Annotated in this window: 8 protein-coding genes and 3 pseudogenes; 9 read left to right on the top strand and 2 right to left on the bottom strand. The window is 46.3% G+C overall.

What is annotated here, in order from left to right:
* Positions 1 to 130: 130 nt before the first annotated feature.
* Complete coding sequence (locus tag AC0L66_RS12525; protein ID WP_473567538.1) at positions 131 to 2644, bottom strand: molybdopterin oxidoreductase family protein; 2514 nt, start codon at positions 2642 to 2644, stop codon at positions 131 to 133.
* 416 nt (positions 2645 to 3060) lie between these two features.
* Here AC0L66_RS12525 and cobA point away from each other — a divergent pair, with 416 nt between their 5' ends.
* From cobA to AC0L66_RS12500, 5 genes and pseudogenes are all read left to right on the top strand, one after another.
* Positions 3061 to 3837, top strand: a complete 777-nt coding sequence (gene cobA / locus AC0L66_RS12520; protein ID WP_473567536.1) for a uroporphyrinogen-III C-methyltransferase — start codon at positions 3061 to 3063, stop codon at positions 3835 to 3837.
* A gap of 67 nt (positions 3838 to 3904) precedes the next feature.
* Positions 3905 to 6462 (top strand): annotated as a pseudogene (nirB, locus tag AC0L66_RS12515) (nitrite reductase large subunit NirB).
* A gap of 52 nt (positions 6463 to 6514) precedes the next feature.
* A pseudogene (gene nirD, locus AC0L66_RS12510) lies at positions 6515 to 6855 on the top strand (nitrite reductase small subunit NirD).
* A gap of 181 nt (positions 6856 to 7036) precedes the next feature.
* A complete protein-coding gene (locus AC0L66_RS12505) occupies positions 7037 to 8506 on the top strand; it encodes a NarK family nitrate/nitrite MFS transporter (protein ID WP_265675233.1) in 1470 nt (489 codons plus the stop codon).
* Positions 8507 to 8681: 175 nt separating this feature from the next.
* Complete coding sequence (locus tag AC0L66_RS12500; RefSeq protein WP_473567534.1) at positions 8682 to 10454, top strand: bifunctional protein-serine/threonine kinase/phosphatase; 1773 nt, start codon at positions 8682 to 8684, stop codon at positions 10452 to 10454.
* 45 nt (positions 10455 to 10499) lie between these two features.
* Here the strand turns inward: AC0L66_RS12500 and AC0L66_RS12495 are convergent, their stop codons facing one another.
* Positions 10500 to 10757 (bottom strand): hypothetical protein, encoded by a 258-nt coding sequence (locus AC0L66_RS12495; protein WP_265675231.1) that lies wholly within the window; start codon positions 10755 to 10757, stop codon positions 10500 to 10502.
* Between the two features lie 237 nt (positions 10758 to 10994).
* Between AC0L66_RS12495 and AC0L66_RS12490 the strand changes: the two genes are divergently transcribed.
* The 4 genes and pseudogenes from AC0L66_RS12490 to udp all read left to right on the top strand — a co-directional run bounded on the left by AC0L66_RS12490 (position 10995) and on the right by udp (position 16352).
* Positions 10995 to 11411 carry a CBS domain-containing protein gene (locus AC0L66_RS12490; RefSeq protein WP_265675230.1) on the top strand — a complete coding sequence of 139 codons (417 nt, stop codon included), beginning with the start codon at positions 10995 to 10997 and terminating at the stop codon, positions 11409 to 11411.
* 83 nt (positions 11412 to 11494) lie between these two features.
* On the top strand, positions 11495 to 12958 hold the full coding sequence (locus AC0L66_RS12485) for an MATE family efflux transporter (protein ID WP_473567532.1): 1464 nt from the start codon (positions 11495 to 11497) through the stop codon (positions 12956 to 12958).
* Between the two features lie 81 nt (positions 12959 to 13039).
* A pseudogene (locus tag AC0L66_RS12480) lies at positions 13040 to 15377 on the top strand (zinc/cadmium/mercury/lead-transporting ATPase).
* Between the two features lie 216 nt (positions 15378 to 15593).
* Positions 15594 to 16352, top strand: coding sequence for a uridine phosphorylase (gene udp / locus AC0L66_RS12475; protein WP_265675225.1), 759 nt, complete (start codon positions 15594 to 15596; stop codon positions 16350 to 16352).
* Positions 16353 to 16384: the final 32 nt, after the last annotated feature.

The following is a 16384-nucleotide window of genomic DNA, read 5'->3' as shown; positions in this document are numbered from 1 at the left end:
AACGCGTGAACGGTATCAACCCACATCAGGGTGTTACGTGGACTCACGCCAACATCACGAGTCAATAGGCAGCAGCAGCATCATGCTGATGCTGCTTGTACCGCCTGCGTAACATCTTGGTGACCTTACGCTATGCCTTCATAAAGTGCTCTTCTAAGGCTTCACTGTTAGCTTCTGAAAGTAGCGTCATAAACCAGTCAATATCGAGCTCCGAAAGGGTGGTTTTTACCACGAAGGCGCAGTGAAGCGATTGTGATGTCAGGTGTGCCTGTCTAAACCCAAGCGAAGCGTCACTCCCGTCCACCGATAGTGTTTTCTCTCCTTCTATATGCATGTAATCCGTGAGTGCTACGATCAACTGCATTGGGTTTTGCTGCGACGCAATCCGGTACAAATACCCATCGGCGACCTTTTGTTGCGCCCAATAGTCGATATTACTCAGGTTCAAAGCGTGTTGGCTAAAGAGCAGAGCTTCACACCGTTGTGGCCATGCAGATAGGGATACTGGCGTGTGTTTGAATTCAGGTTGACCAGAGTTAACGTCTGAGTTTGGCTCAATGAGCGAACAAGGTTTACCGTTGCTGGCGGTTGAGTTATTCCAATGTATCGGCATAAACAGCTGGTTTGGTGTCATCGCGGTAGAACAATGAACACGGGCTTGAATGGCTGTTTGGTTGTTGTTTATGCTGGCGATGTGCCCATGCTTAACGCCGAAGCGTTGCGCGGTATCGGGATGAACCGTGACATACGGCTCAGGTGAGTGGCTTGCTAGGCTGGTGGACAATCCGGTACGGCTCATGGTGTGCCAATGATCGCGAGCTCGCCCACTATTAAGGATCAGCGGTAAGTCAACAGAGGGGCTACTTTTTGGTGCCTGGTGGCGAACGGCAATAAATTGCGCCCGCTTGTTGGGTGTAAAAAATTGATTATCGCTAAATAAACGTTGGTTGACGATCTCAGATTGTCGCTCCGTGACAGGCCATTGCTGGGGGGACAATCGGCTATAGCCTTTATCATCAAGCGACGTGAGACCAATCAGGTTGAGGTCGCGTTGGCCTGCATCATTGCCGAGTGTTGTCATTGTGGCGTATTCGCTGAAAATTTGTCCTTCATGCAAATAATTAAACGCTGAGGCAAAGCCCATTTTTTTCGCCACCTGACTCATGACCCACCAATCTGGTTTTGCCAGCCCTGGGCTTGGCAGGAGGCGACGTTGGCGTGAAATCCGTCGCTCTGAATTCGTTACGGTACCTGATTTTTCACTCCAACCTTGGGAGGGGAGGATGACATCAGCGAACTGGGTCGTTTCCGTATCTTGGATGCAGTCCGACACGACGACAAACGGACACTGACGCAGTGCTGCTTGGATCTTTTGGCTATCAGGAAGGCTCACTACGGGATTCGTCGCCATGATCCACACCGCTTTGATTTTTCCAGACTCAATAGCATCAAACAGATCAATGGCTTTTAATCCGGGCTTGGTGGCCAGTTGGCTGGTTTGCCAATAATCTTGGATAAGAGATTGGTGCTGCGGGTTATCAAACTCCATGTGACTGGCGAGTGTATTAGCAAGGCCGCCCACTTCTCGACCGCCCATTGCATTTGGCTGACCAGTAACAGAAAAGGGTCCTGCGCCAGGTTTGCCAATTTTCCCCGTCGCTAAGTGGCAGTTAAGTATGGCATTCACTTTGTCAGAGCCTTGGCTGGATTGATTCACGCCTTGAGAGTAGACGGTGACGACCTTTTCAGTCTTGGCAAATAATGTATAGAAACGCTCAAGCTTTTCTAAATCAAGCCCTGTTATCTCTTGGGTGTTTTTCTCCGTGTTAGCCATCTTCAGCGCGGCATCAAAACCGTCGGTATACGCATCGATATAGTCATAATTAAGGCTTTGATGAGTATAAAGATACGCCAATAAACCATTGAACAACGCCACATCGGAGCCAGAGTTAAGGGCTAGGTGCAGATCGGCGATCTCACAGGTGGCCGTTTCTCTTGGGTCAATAACGACAATGTTCATGGCTGGGTTTTGCTGTTTTGCGAGGCGAAGACGCTGAAATAACACAGGATGACACCACGCGAGATTTGAGCCCGTGATGATCACCAGTTCAGCCTGCTCTAGATCGTCGTAACAGATGGGAACCGTATCGGAGCCAAATGCCCGTTTATGGCCTACAACACTCGATGCCATACATAGCCGCGAGTTACTGTCGATATTACCGCTGCCTATGAAGCCTTTCATCAGCTTGTTTGCCACGTAGTAATCTTCGGTAAGCAGTTGTCCTGACACATAGAAGGCGACGGAGTCTGGGCCGTATTGATCAATGGTGCGGGTAAACTGTGTCGCGACATGTTCGGTGATGGTCTCCCAATCACTGATCGTGTCTACGTGTGTCTGATTAGCGATCTCGTTGCGATTCGTGGCTACTTTCGTCTGTGAACGGAAGAGTGGGTAACGTGCTCGTCCATCTTGAATCACCGTTTCACCTAGCGCAATACCTTTGCTACAAAGCTTGCCATAGTTTGATGGATGAGACTTATCCCCTCTTATTTCTAGCAATCCTTTCGCGGTAGGTCGTGCTTCTATTCCACATCCGACGCCACAATACGGGCATGTTGATTTAGTCCAACTACCATCATCCATAACTTTCCCTCTCAGTTCAGAGTTAATCCACTATATGTATAAGAGAGCAAGTTCCGCGCCATATCACTTAAAAGTGCTTCTCTAAGCATTTTTTAAAATAAACGTCATATAAATCATATAGTAACCCATATACCACTAAAGTGGTATATGGGTGTTTTAGGTGAATTGTTGGGATAAAGTTGAGTAGATGCACTGTTTTGGAGGTAAATGCACTAAAAGTGCTCAAAAATCGATGTTGGTTGTATTTTTGGTGACATGTTTCTTATTGGTGGTTTTGCGTGTTTTGTATTTTAAATTGCTGTTTATTAATGTTTTTTTAAATTACTTTCCCTCTTTTTTATGATGTTGGCACTGTCTTTGCTCCAGCCATAGTAGACAAAATGACAGTGAGTCATTGAATGATCATGGAGTGTTATATGAAAGGATTCAGCCATCACGCCACTGTTTCGCTGATTGGTGCAGGTCCGGGAGATCCCGACCTACTAACCATTAAAGCAATGAAAGCGATACAAGCCGCAGACACGATCATATTTGATAATTTGGTCAGCGAGCCGATTCGAGCGCTATTCCCGAGTACCGCAACGTTAATTTTTGTCGGCAAGCAAAAAGGTTGTCACAGTTCGACTCAAGATGAGATCAACCAAACATTATTAGAGCGAGTGAATAGTGGTGAGCGAATCTGCAGAGTTAAAGGAGGAGATTCGTTTGTGTTTGGTCGCGGTGGTGAAGAGATGTTGTGGCTTCGTCAACATGGTATTGACGTTGAGGTCATTCCCGGCATTACGGCGGCGTCGGGTTGCACAACGTATTCGCAAATCCCACTTACCCATCGTGGCTTAGCGCAGGGATGTACATTCATCACCGCGCATGCTGAACATGATTTAGACGTGCATTGGGATGCCTTAGCCAAATTAAATCAAACGCTGGTGATTTATATGGGATTGACTAAGACGCGGCTGATATCCACGGCGCTTATTGACGCTGGCATGGACCCAAATACGCCAGTGGCATTGATTGAAAAAGGTTGCTGTCCTGAACAGCGCACGCTTATCGGAAAATTGGGCGAATTGGACTCACTTAAGCGACAGCATCAGGTGCAGTCGCTCAACCTTGATAGTGATTGGTCAGGTAGTGACGGTAGCAGAAAAAATGCAGTGGTTGGCACAGCGCTCAATCAATGCGGTATCGAATGAGTCAGCAGTCGAGCAGGAACTGCGAAAATTAAAACTGACCGCTTAATATTATTAAAAGGAATGGATGATGAGTAAGCAGAGAATAGTTGTTGTCGGCAATGGAATGGTTGGCCACAAGTTTATTGATTCAATTATTTCGTCTGAAACGGCAGAGTTTCAGGTTATTACATTTTCAGAAGAGCCACGTTTGGCTTACGACCGAGTGCAGCTCACGAGTTATTTTGATGAAGGCAAAGGGGACAGTGATCTGGCACTAACCGATGGCAATTACTACGAAGAAAACGGCATTCAGTTCGTACTCAATGACAAAGTAGTATCACTGGATACCGACGCTAAAACCGTTGTCACGCAAAGTGGTCGACGTGAAGTTTATGACAAGCTGGTATTAGCAACAGGGTCATTTCCGTTTGTGCCACCGATCCCTGGTAATGATCAGGCACATTGCCACGTTTATCGAACCATTGAAGATTTGGATGCCATTGAGGCATCAAGCAAGACGGGAAAAAGTGGCGTAGTGATTGGTGGTGGGTTGCTAGGTTTAGAGGCGGCAAATGCCGTTAAAAATTTAGGTTTAGAAACTCATGTTGTTGAATTTGCCCCTCGTTTAATGGCGGTGCAATTAGATGATGGTGGCGGTGCGTTACTGAAGCGAAAGATTGAAGATCTTGGCGTCACCGTTCATACCCAAAAAGCGACCACAGAGATTGTTGCTGGTAGCCATTCTCGCTATCGCATGAACTTTGCAGATGGTACTCACCTTGAAACGGATGTGATTGTTTTTTCCGCAGGCATCCGCCCACAAGATGAATTGGCAAGGCAGTCGAATATCATGATCGGTGAACGTGGCGGTATCGTGATCGACGATAGTTGCCAAACCAACATCAAAGATGTTTACGCCGTGGGTGAATGTGCATTATGGGATAACAAAATTTTTGGTTTGGTGGCACCCGGTTATCAAATGGCAAAAGTGGCCGCGTCACAAATTTTGAGTGATGGTGAATCGGATTCGTTATTTACTGGCGCAGACATGAGCACCAAGCTCAAGTTGTTAGGTGTGGATGTGGCAAGTATTGGTGAGGTGCATGGTCAAACGCCAGGCGCGCAGTCTTACACTTACAATGACGAAATTGAACAGGTCTATAAACGGTTAATCGTCTCTGAAGATGGCAGTAGAATCGTTGGGGCGGTATTAGTTGGCGACGCGGACGCCTATGGGACGCTGTTGCAGCTTAAACAAAATGATATGCCATTACCAGAAAACCCATCCGTGCTGATTCTACCAAATGTCGCAGACGATAGCGCGACAGGAGTTGGCGTGGATGCATTGCCAGATTCGGCCGTAATCTGTTCTTGTTTTGATGTGACTAAAGGGGACATCAAACAAGCGGTGGCAAGTGGTTGTAATACGATGGCCGCGCTAAAAGAGACAACGAATGCGTCTACGGGTTGTGGCGGTTGTTCCGCTCTTGCCAAACAAGTCCTAGACAGCGAGTTACTTAACCTCGGTGTAGAAGTCAATAACGATATTTGTGAGCACTTTGCTTATTCTCGCCAAGAATTGAGCGACATTGTGCGCGTCAACCAAATCAAAACGTTTGATGATTTACTGGAAACGCACGGCAGTGGGCTTGGCTGCGAGATTTGTAAGCCGACTGTTGGCTCAATATTGGCGTCATTCTGGAATGACTACATTTTGGAAGAGCAGCATATGGAGCTGCAAGACACCAATGATATTTATCTTGGCAACATGCAAAAAGATGGCACTTATTCGGTTGTTCCCCGTATTGCTGGGGGGAAATTACGCCAGATAAGCTAATTGTACTGGGGCAAGTGGCAAAAGACTTTGATTTGTATACCAAGATAACCGGCGGCCAGCGTGTGGACCTGTTTGGTGCTCAATTAAACGAGTTGCCGCTGATTTGGAAGCGATTGGTCGATGCTGGCTTTGAAACAGGTCATGCTTACGGCAAATCCGTGAGAACCGTTAAATCGTGTGTGGGGAGTACATGGTGTCGATACGGCGTGGCAGACAGTGTGGGTTTCGCCATTGACCTTGAGAATCGTTATAAGGGGTTGCGTTCACCCCATAAGCTTAAGTTCGCAGTCTCAGGTTGTACGCGCGAATGTGCAGAAGCTCAGTCAAAAGATATTGGTGTGATTGCCTCAGATAAAGGCTGGAACTTATACGTATGTGGTAACGGTGGTATGCGCCCTCGTCACGCCGATTTATTGGCAACGGATCTCGATGAAGAAACCTTGATACGGTATATCGATCGTGTGTTGATGTTCTATATTCGCACCGCAGATCGTTTGCAACGTACTTCGGTGTGGTTAGAAAATTTAGAAGGAGGCATCGAGTACCTCAAACAAATTATCGTCGACGATAAGCTTAACCTCGCCGAAGAACTTGAAGCCGATATGGCCACCAACGTTGGAAAATATCAATGTGAATGGAAAACCACGCTTGAGAATCCAGAAAAACTAAAACGATTCCAACACTTTATCAATACTGATGAGCTAGATAGTACCTTGCAGTTTGTCAATATTCGTCAACAAAGATTCCCAACGAATAACAAGAAACAAGCGCTCATTCTAGAGCAGCGTATTGATGTGGTTGAAGTGTAACCATGATTATTACGTCATTAGCGAAGCGATTTTGATAGTTAAGGAGAACACGATGAGTCAGTGGTTAACCGTCTGCTCAACAGACGATCTGGTCCCGCACACGGGGGTGTGCGCCAGAGTGGAAGATAAACAAGTCGCGATTTTTTATTGCCAGCGTAGTGATGAGCTGTATGCGCTGTGTAATTACGATCCTTTTGGTCACGCCTATGTGATGTCTCGCGGCATTATGGGGTCATTTGAGGGGCAACCTTGTGTGGCATCGCCCCTTTATAAGCAACATTTTAATTTGCATACTCTGATGTTTGTATTGAGGAGCCAACGGTTACGCTCACGCGCTTTGATGTGAGAGTAAGTGGTAGCGAGGTTCAACTGAAATTACCTATGGCGGCTTAAGTTACCTATGGCGGCTTAAGTTACCTATAGCGGCTTAAGTTATCGATGGCAGCTTAAGTTATTAATAGCCGCTTAAGTTATCCATCACCGCTTAAGCTAGCTATCACAGCATCAGGCGACGTAATCGACTATTTATCAAGGAACTCTGGTTAGTTCGCTGACCAGTAAAAAGGATTTTATTATGGAAAACACTAAGTTCAATCTGTTTTCATTTTCTGGAAAAATGAAAACGCTCCATCTGAGTTGGATGGCCTTCTTTATTACCTTTGTGGTGTGGTTTAACTTTGCACCATTGCTGCAAATGGTGAAAACGTCACTGGGGTTATCGACTCAAGAAATAAAGACGTTATTGATTTTAAACGTCGCGCTTACCATTCCAGCTAGGGTGGTCATTGGCATGCTGACGGATAAGTATGGCCCAAGGCTGGTTTACTCCACTTTACTCGCGGTGTGCTCCATTCCGTGTTTTGTCTTCGCGCTGTCAGATTCGTTTATTCAAGCCGCGATAGCCCGTTTCTTGTTGGGCTTTATTGGTGCAGGGTTTGTTATTGGCATCCGATTGGTGTCGGAATGGTTCCCTCATGATGAGCTGGGTACCGCAGAAGGTATCTACGGTGGCTGGGGTAACTTTGGTTCGGCAGCGGCAGCATTTACGCTCCCGACGCTTGCTTTGATGTTTGGTGGTGAAGATGGCTGGCGTTACGCGGTGGCAATTACAGGTCTGATGAGCTTGTTGTTCTCTGTGGTTTTCTACCGCAGCGTGCAAGATACTCCGAAAGGCTCGACTTACTTTAGACCCAAGCACTTAACCGCGATGGAAGTGACGTCGAAAGGGGATTTCTTCTTTCTGTTGATTATGAAGATCCCTATGTATGCGGCACTGGCTTTACTCGCGTGGAAACTGTCGCCATCAAACATCGGCATGTTGAGTGAAACCGTAGTGAACGCGTTCTATCTTGGCTTGTTCGCTCTGTATGTGTACGAAGTATCTCAAGTATGGAAAGTGAATAAGTCGATATTTTCCAAGCCAGTTCCAGAGATGCACCAATACAAGTTTAAACAAGTTGCCGTTTTAAATGTGCTCTACTTTGCCACATTTGGTTCTGAACTTGCTGTGGTCTCTATGCTGCCGTTATTTTTCTTGGAAACGTTTGAATTAACGCCTGTTCTAGCCGGGATGGTCGCATCGGCTTATGCTTTCATGAATTTGATGTCTCGACCTGGTGGCGGCTGGATTTCAGATAAATTTGGTCGTAAATCGACGCTACTTATTCTTACGGCAGGGCTGGCGGGTGGTTACTTCATGATGGGGCAAGTCGACAGCGAATGGCCACTATGGTTAGCGGTATGTGCGGCGATGGCATGTTCGTTCTTTGTTCAGGCGGGTGAGGGGGCAGTGTTTGCTACGGTGCCACTTATCAAGCGTCGTATGACTGGACAGATTGCAGGTATGACTGGCGCGTATGGCAACGTCGGCGCAGTAGTGTATTTGACGGTATTGTCATTTGTTGATTACCAGACGTTCTTTTATGTCATTGCCGGAACCGCGGTTCTTGGTTTTGTCACGCTCATGTTTATGGAAGAGCCAAGTGGACAAATCGCTGAAGTGAATGAGGATGGCAGTGTGACACTGATTAATGTCTCTCATTAATTCGATATCGGGAGAGAGGGCATTGGCTCATGAGTTTATGAAATCATGTCCTCTCGTTCAAAGGCCTCGCTAGCACGAGGCTTTTGTTCGTATTGCAATTTTATATCCTTATTCAAACAATATCTTTAGCCAAATAATATCCTTAAGCAAATAAGGTTCTCGATACGGCGCGAAAATGATGGAGAAGCCCGATATGGAACATAAAAAGTCGCTATCACTGAGTTATGGTGGCGCATCTTTAACGGGGAAGCGGCAAGAAAACCAAGATGCATTTGTCGTGCGTCATCCTGAGGAAAAATCAGAGCAAGAACTTAAGGGGACCATTGCCTGTATCGCTGACGGTGTGAGTTGCAGTTCTCATGGACAAAAGGCTAGCCATACCAGTGTGATGCAATTTGTGTCTGATTACTATGCGACGCCAGACAGCTGGAGCGTCCAGCATTGTGCCAGCCAAGTGCTGAAATCACTCAATGCTTGGTTGTATGAGTCTGGCGCGAAAGAGGCACTTAGGCACAACGGTTTGGTGACGACATTTAGCAGTGCGATCTTTAAGTCCAATACCGCCCATATTTTTCATGTTGGTGATAGCCGCGTGTACCTATTTCGCGCGGGGGGATTACGCTTGCTGACTCGTGACCACCAAAGAATAAATGGCGGAAAAAATGCGTACTTGACCCGTGCCTTGGGCATGGATACAGCGCTTGAAGTTGACTACCAAACGATAGAATTACACACGGGTGACCAGTTCTTGTTCACCACCGATGGGGTGCATGATGTACTTGATGACAGCGCACTCTGTAAGGTGATGCAGGAGGCTCAGCCCGCTTCAGGGTTTGTGACGGATTTGGAGCACCAGGCGAATCAGCTGTGCCAGCAAGCAATCAAAGCGGGGGGACAAGATAACGCAACGTGTTTGTTTGTGTCGGTAGAGGCGTTGCCGCAATTAACGTTTTTAGAATTTCAACAGCAAACTCTTAACCGTGTATTACCGCCTGCGCTGAAGGTAAATAATCGCATAGACGATTACCGAGTGACTCGAGTCATACATTCGGGCAGTCGCAGTCACGTCTATGAAGTCATAGAAGAGGCCACCGAGCAACGTTATGTGCTTAAAGCGCCCTCCCAACATTACGCCGATGATACCGATACGCTGGTGTGTTTTAGTAATGAATACTGGGTGGGAAGTCGGGTGAATAATCATCGAATTATGAAAATTTATCCTCATACTGAGTCCTCCCCTTATCTCTATCATCTATGTGAGTGGATAGATGGAATAACACTGCGACAGTGGATGTATGACAATCCACAGCCAACATTGCAACAAGTGAGGACGATTATTGATGAACTGATCAAAGCCGTGCGGGTGCTGCAGCGTCTAGATATGGTTCACCGAGACCTCAAACCTGAGAATGTGATGATAAGTGCTGATGGTACGATAAAAATTATCGATTTAGGGGCAGTATCGGTCAAAGGGCTGGAAGAAAGTCAACCAAAACAGAGTGTTGAAAATCCTCTGGGGGCGGCGAATTATATCGCTCCAGAATACTTATCTGGAGAGCCTGCAACAACCGTATCGGATTTGTTTTCCGTAGGAGTGATCAGCTATGAAATGCTATGTGGCGTACTGCCATATAAAGAAGTAACGGCGCTGTCCGTGCAGCAAGCCAGGCATCAAAAGTGGCAATATAGAAGCATGGCAGAACTAAGAGAGGATGTTCCGTTATGGTTCGAGTTAGCAATACAGAAAGCCTGCCACCCGCAAGCCACATCCCGCTACCAAGTGCTTGGAGAGTTTGTCACCGATATTACTTTGCCAAACGCTGCGCTTTTGAAGGCCGTAGAATCCAGACCCTTAATGAAAAAAAGTCCGGTACTGTTTTGGAAAGGTATCGCGGTGCTGTTTGCGCTTATCGCTTTTGTTGAGTTTTTGATACTCATAAAAGATTAATCGCGCGCCATCACGCGATAACGAGAGCGAGTAAACATCGTTATTTCATTTTACTCGCATCAGCTGGTGCTGAGTATGACCAAGTTCAAACACAAGAACTTGAGAACGTTTCATACCTTCCACTTGCTCGAGCATTGTGGACGAATACCCTTTGCGTTTCATCCACTCTAAGGAGGTGTTGAAGCCATCTTCATTAACCACGTAAGACTGATCTTTTAATAGCGATTCAGACACGTGAACCACCCAAATTCGTGAGCGGTACTCAACGGCATCGGCAAGTACAGCGAGTATTTTCTTAAACAATGACAATAATCCTAAACGTGAAACAGAGGCACAGCTTTGAGATTGTTACAAATTTCTTAAAGGGAAGATAGGCAAAGCTGTCGTTTTCGTCTTACGCTTAGGGAAAAGGAGTGACGTTTAGTGAGGCCACATAGGTATCGCCTATGAATAAAATCACTCATTCCGATTTAGCAAAATCGATAAACTAGACGACAATGAAAATAACAAAGTAAGTTATTGGGGATTAAGGAGAACATCATGGAATCTTTAAAAGTAAGAGATTATATGACTCAAAGAGCAATTACGTTTACCGTTGATATGCCATTGAGTGCCGCTTTAGATAAGGTGATGGAATCAAAGCATTTAGGTGGACCTGTCATTGATGAAAACGAAAAAGTCATTGGCTTTATTTCGGAGCAGGATCTTCTAGAGAAGTTGGTAAAGGTCACGTATCACTGTCAAGATACGCATACGGTGGGGGATTGTATGTACAAAGAAGTGCTATCCGTGACACCTGAGATGTCGATCATTGAACTCGCTGATATGATGAAAGTAGGAAAGCCTAAAGTATACCCAGTTATTGATCAGGGGCGTTTAGTTGGCATGATTTCTCGTCGTGATGTGCTTCAGGCGATTGGTAAGAATCTGAAAGAGTGCTTTAAGCATCCGGTGTAGATCATCTTGTTTTCAAATGAATAAATTGGTTTAGTAGGCGCGAGAGCGCCTTATTTTTTGGTAACGGGATACAAAGGATTGTAATGACAGAGCCATCAGCCAAGTTTCTCGAAGGATCGACCATGCGCCATATCTTAGTGATGTCGGGTGCAGGTTCTATTGGGTTAATGTCGTTATTTGTTGTTGACCTGCTCGATATGTTATTCATTAGTATGTTGGGACAAGTTGAGCTCGCCGCCGCGGTGGGGTTCGCTGGCACGTTAACGTTTTTCGCCACATCCGTCTCTATCGGCACGTCAATAGCCATGGGCGCACTGATGTCGAAAGCGATTGGTGCTAAAAATACCGCTTATGCTAAGCAAATAGGCAGTAGTGTCTTAGTCATTGCTTTTGTCATTAGTGCCATTATTACGGCGATAATGTGTGCGTATATTCCCGAACTACTGACTGCTATAGGGGCGGAAGGGCGCGCCCATGAAAGGGCAGAAGCGTATTTATGGATCATCATGCCAAGTAGCCCTTTGATTGCGCTTGGTATGGCAAGTGGTGCGGGTCTGCGCGCTGCGGGTGACGCTAAGCGTTCCATGTGGGCAACGCTCTATGGTGGAATCGTCAATGCAATTTTAGATCCATTGTTCATTTTTGGTTTTGGTTGGAACGTTGAAGGTGCAGCGATTGCATCGGTGATTGCACGTTTTACGGTGTTCTATTTCTCGTTCATGCCTTTACTGCAAGTGCATAAATTGCTCTCCGCGCCGCAAATTAATCAAGTAATCAAAAACAGCCGAGTCATATTAGCCATCGCGTTACCAGCGATCATTGCCAATACGGCAACCCCTATAGGTAATGCGATTGTGACTACGTCTATCGCACAATTTGGTGAAGACTTTGTCGTAGGTTATGCGGTAATTGGTCGTCTGATGCCGGTTTGTTTTGCGGTTATTTTTGCTTTATCTGGTGCGGTAGGTCCAATTATCGGACAAAACTTTGGCGCGCTTAGAATTGATAGGGTAGAAGAAACCCTACGTAACTCATTGATTGTTACCACTACTTACACGATCGTGGTCTGCCTCATTCTTTACCTTGTCAAAGATTATGTCATCGCGGCTTTCTCTTTGACGGGGGACGCTGCCCTAATCGTGGTGACGTTTGCCACTTATGTCGCGATCACGTTTATTTTTAATGGTGCGTTATTTGTGGCGAATACTTCTTTTAATAACCTGGGTCGACCACTCTATTCAACCGCGCTAAATTTAGGTAAAGCGACAGCGGGTACTTTACCGTTTGTTTATCTCGGGGCACATTGGTTTGGTGCATTGGGCGTTCTCTATGGGCAAGCCATTGGTAACATCGTGTTTGGCGTGTTAGGGCTGATTGTTCTTAAGTATCATATTGTGGAACTGAGAAGAACGGGACAATGCCAACAAGACAAAGATCCGAGTTTGACCAGTGTTAACTCCCAGCCTTTCTGTACTCATGATGCGGTCTTAATTGAAGATGTAGCGAAAAATAAACAAGGCACGTCACCGGTTTCGATGATCGACTAATTAATCCTTGACCTTGGAGTTAGCTCCAAGGTTTAAACTGGTATTAACAGATACAGGTTTATGTCAATCAAGGAGATCCTCATGTGTAATAAACATGATGCATGCCGTACTCAAAAAATTAATGCCATTCGCCCAGTGGGGACAAGTTGCAGCGCGCCGACAATCGCGGCGATTTCAGCTAATGAAGAGATCTCATCAGGTTGTTGCTCGACACAAGGTGAGTGCAGCGCGAGTGAACCAGAGGAACCTCATGTTAGTGAGGGAAATCTAGAAACAAATCCGTCTATGCATTCTTGGAAAGTGATTGGAATGGATTGCCCATCTTGTGCTCGCAAGGTGGAATCGGCAATGAGTAAAATTCCAGGAATTGTGAGTGCAAAGGTGCTTTTTGCCACAGAGAAGCTGGTGGTTCGAGTCAATGACCCAGCGTTGGTGTCAGAAGTTGAATCTGCGGTACTGAAAGTCGGTTTTACATTACAGTCGCTCAATGGTGGCTCATCATCCCATACCGTTCAACAACCTATGCCGTCAGGCTGGCGTAAAACCGTATCAGAAAATGCCCATATTTTAGCCATTTCATCTGGAATGCTCATTGCGGCGTTAAGTCGATCTTCTTTTCCTCAATTGAGTGAATGGCTGTTTGTTCTCACCTGCTTGTTAGGGTTAATGCCTATTACGAAGAAAGCGTTTCAGCTAGCAAAGTCAGGCACTCCCTTTGCGATTGAAACACTCATGAGCGTAGCTGCCATAGGGGCACTGTATTTGGGAGAGACAGTAGAAGCTAGGCATGGTTTTGTTACTGTTCTTGATTGGCGAACGTCTTGAATCATTTGCAGCATCGAAAGCAAGAAGTGGCGTACAGGCCTTAATGTCATTAGTGCCCGAAGATGCGACCGTTGTGATAGATGGGGTACGTTCAAAGAAAAGTGCCTCAGAGTTACAGCCTGGCGATATGATTGAAGTCGCACCGGGTGACAGGTTACCAGCTGATGGTGAATTGGTTTCGACTAGTGCTAGCTTCGATGAAAGTGCATTAACCTGATGAGTCTTTGCCTGTTGAACGCCTAATTGGCGACAATGTGATGGCTTAGGTGCTGTGTTGACTGACAAGGTGGTCATATTAAAAGTCACCTCGAAACAAGGTGAAAATGCGATTGACCGGATCTTACATCTCATTGAAGAAGCGGAATCTCGTAAAGCGCCAATTGAACGATTTTTAGATAAATTTAGCCGCTGGTATACGCCGCTTATGATGTTAGTGTCTCTTGCCGTCATCATTACGCCACCGTTGTTGTTTGCCCAGCCATGGGAAACGTGGGTATACCGTGGATTGGCGCTGTTATTGATTGCTTGTCCATGTGCTCTGGTGATCTCCACCCCTGCTGCCATTACGTCTGGTTTAGCCGCGGCAACGCGACGTGGCGCTCTCATTAAAGGTGGTGCCGCGTTAGAGCAACTGGGGAATGTAAAAGCTATCGCCTTTGATAAGACGGGCACATTGACGCTTGGTCGACCTCATGTAACGGATACGATAGCACTGAAGAACTTTACGCAGGACGAGCTACTTAAGGTTGCCGCTGCTATTGAATCGGGTTCTAACCATCCACTCGCGACGTCGTTGGTACGTTATGTTGAAGACAAAGGTCTATCGATTCCAGAAGCCACGGAAAAGAGAGCATTGGTGGGGGTTGGTATTGAAGGGATTGTTCATGAGCGGCATTACGCGTTGCTTGCGCCAAGTAAAGTGACGTTCGAACTTACCGCTGATACGCAGTCACAGATCGCCCTGCTGGAAGATCAAGGCAAAACAGTGGTAGTACTCACCAACCAAAGCACGACTTCAATGAATGAAGGACAGGAACTTGGTCTTATTGCTTGGCGAGATGAAGTAAGGGCTGACGCGGCTGAAGCAGTAGAAAAGTTGGCTAAACTGGGTATTAATACCATCATGCTAACGGGTGACAATGCTCGCAGCGCCCACGCGATTGCCACGCCATTGGGTATGGACTACAAAGCGAGTTTGTTACCTGCCGATAAAGTCGCCTATGTCAATGAGCTGGCTCAGCACCAACGAGTTGCCATGGTCGGCGACGGCATTAATGACGCCCCGGCGATGAAAGCGGCAAACATAGGTATTGCGATGGGAGGGGGAACTGATGTCGCATTAGAAACAGCGGATGCGGCGTTGACTCACAATCGTTTAGCGGAACTTCCAGTGATGGTTGAGCTGTCAAGAGCCACGCTTAATAACATCAAACAGAACGTGACATTAGCATTAGGGCTAAAAGCGGTGTTTTTGGTGACAACCTTGCTTGGGATGACGGGTCTTTGGGTTGCAGTGCTTGCTGACAGTGGTGCGACAGCCATCGTGACCTTAAACGCATTACGTCTACTTAGACATAAATCTAAATTAGACTAAGCTAAGTAGATAATTAGGGTGATGCCCATCTTATTGTGAGGTGGGCGTTTAGTTTTTATGCTAATTATCGGTTGGCGCTCTAAAAAGTGTGATGCCAAACGATTTAATTTGTAATTCAATGCAATTACCTTTCCTAAAGTGTGATCTGTGGGCAGAAAGGCTCACGGTTATCTTATAAGCTTGATCCCATAACTAAGAAATAAGAGGAACCACCCTATGTCCCAAGCTGTTTTCCATTTAGGCGTAAACCAAGATGATCTTCAAGGTGCAACTTTAGCGATTATCCCTGGCGATCCTGCTCGCGTACAAAAAATCGCAGAGTTGATGGATGAGCCTGAATTTTTGGCCAGCCAACGTGAGTACACGGTGTATCGTGCTAAGTTAGACGGTAAGACAGTGGTCGTATGCTCTACTGGTATCGGTGGTCCTTCGACGTCTATTGCGGTTGAAGAATTAGCGCAACTTGGTGTGCGTACTTTCCTTCGCGTAGGGACAACAGGCGCGATTCAACCAGATGTGAATGTGGGTGATATGATCGTAACAACAGGGTCAGTTCGTCTTGATGGCGCAAGCTTACATTTTGCCCCAATGGAATTCCCTGCGGTTGCTGATTTTGATGTAGCGACGGCAATGAAACAAGCCGCTATTGAAGCTGGCTCTACGGTACATACTGGTGTCACGGCTTCAAGTGATACGTTCTACCCAGGTCAAGAGCGCTATGATACGTTTTCTGGACGTGTTGTTCGTCGTTTCCAGGGCTCTATGGATGAATGGCAACAAATGGGTGTGCTTAACTTTGAAATGGAGTCGGCAACCTTGTTGACCATGTGTGCAAGCTCAGGTCTGAAAGCGGGTTGTGTGGCAGGTGTGATCATCAATCGTACGCAAAAAGAAACGCCAGACCATGACACGTTGAAGAAAGCCGAAACGCGTTCAATTAAGATTGTGGTTGAAGCGGCGCGTAAGCTGATTTAGTACTTGAGTTAAAGAAAAAATATTAATAAAGA

It is taken from the genome of Vibrio sp. GJ43-1 (assembly GCF_055808835.1).
This window is presented reverse-complemented; position numbering and strand designations above follow the sequence as displayed.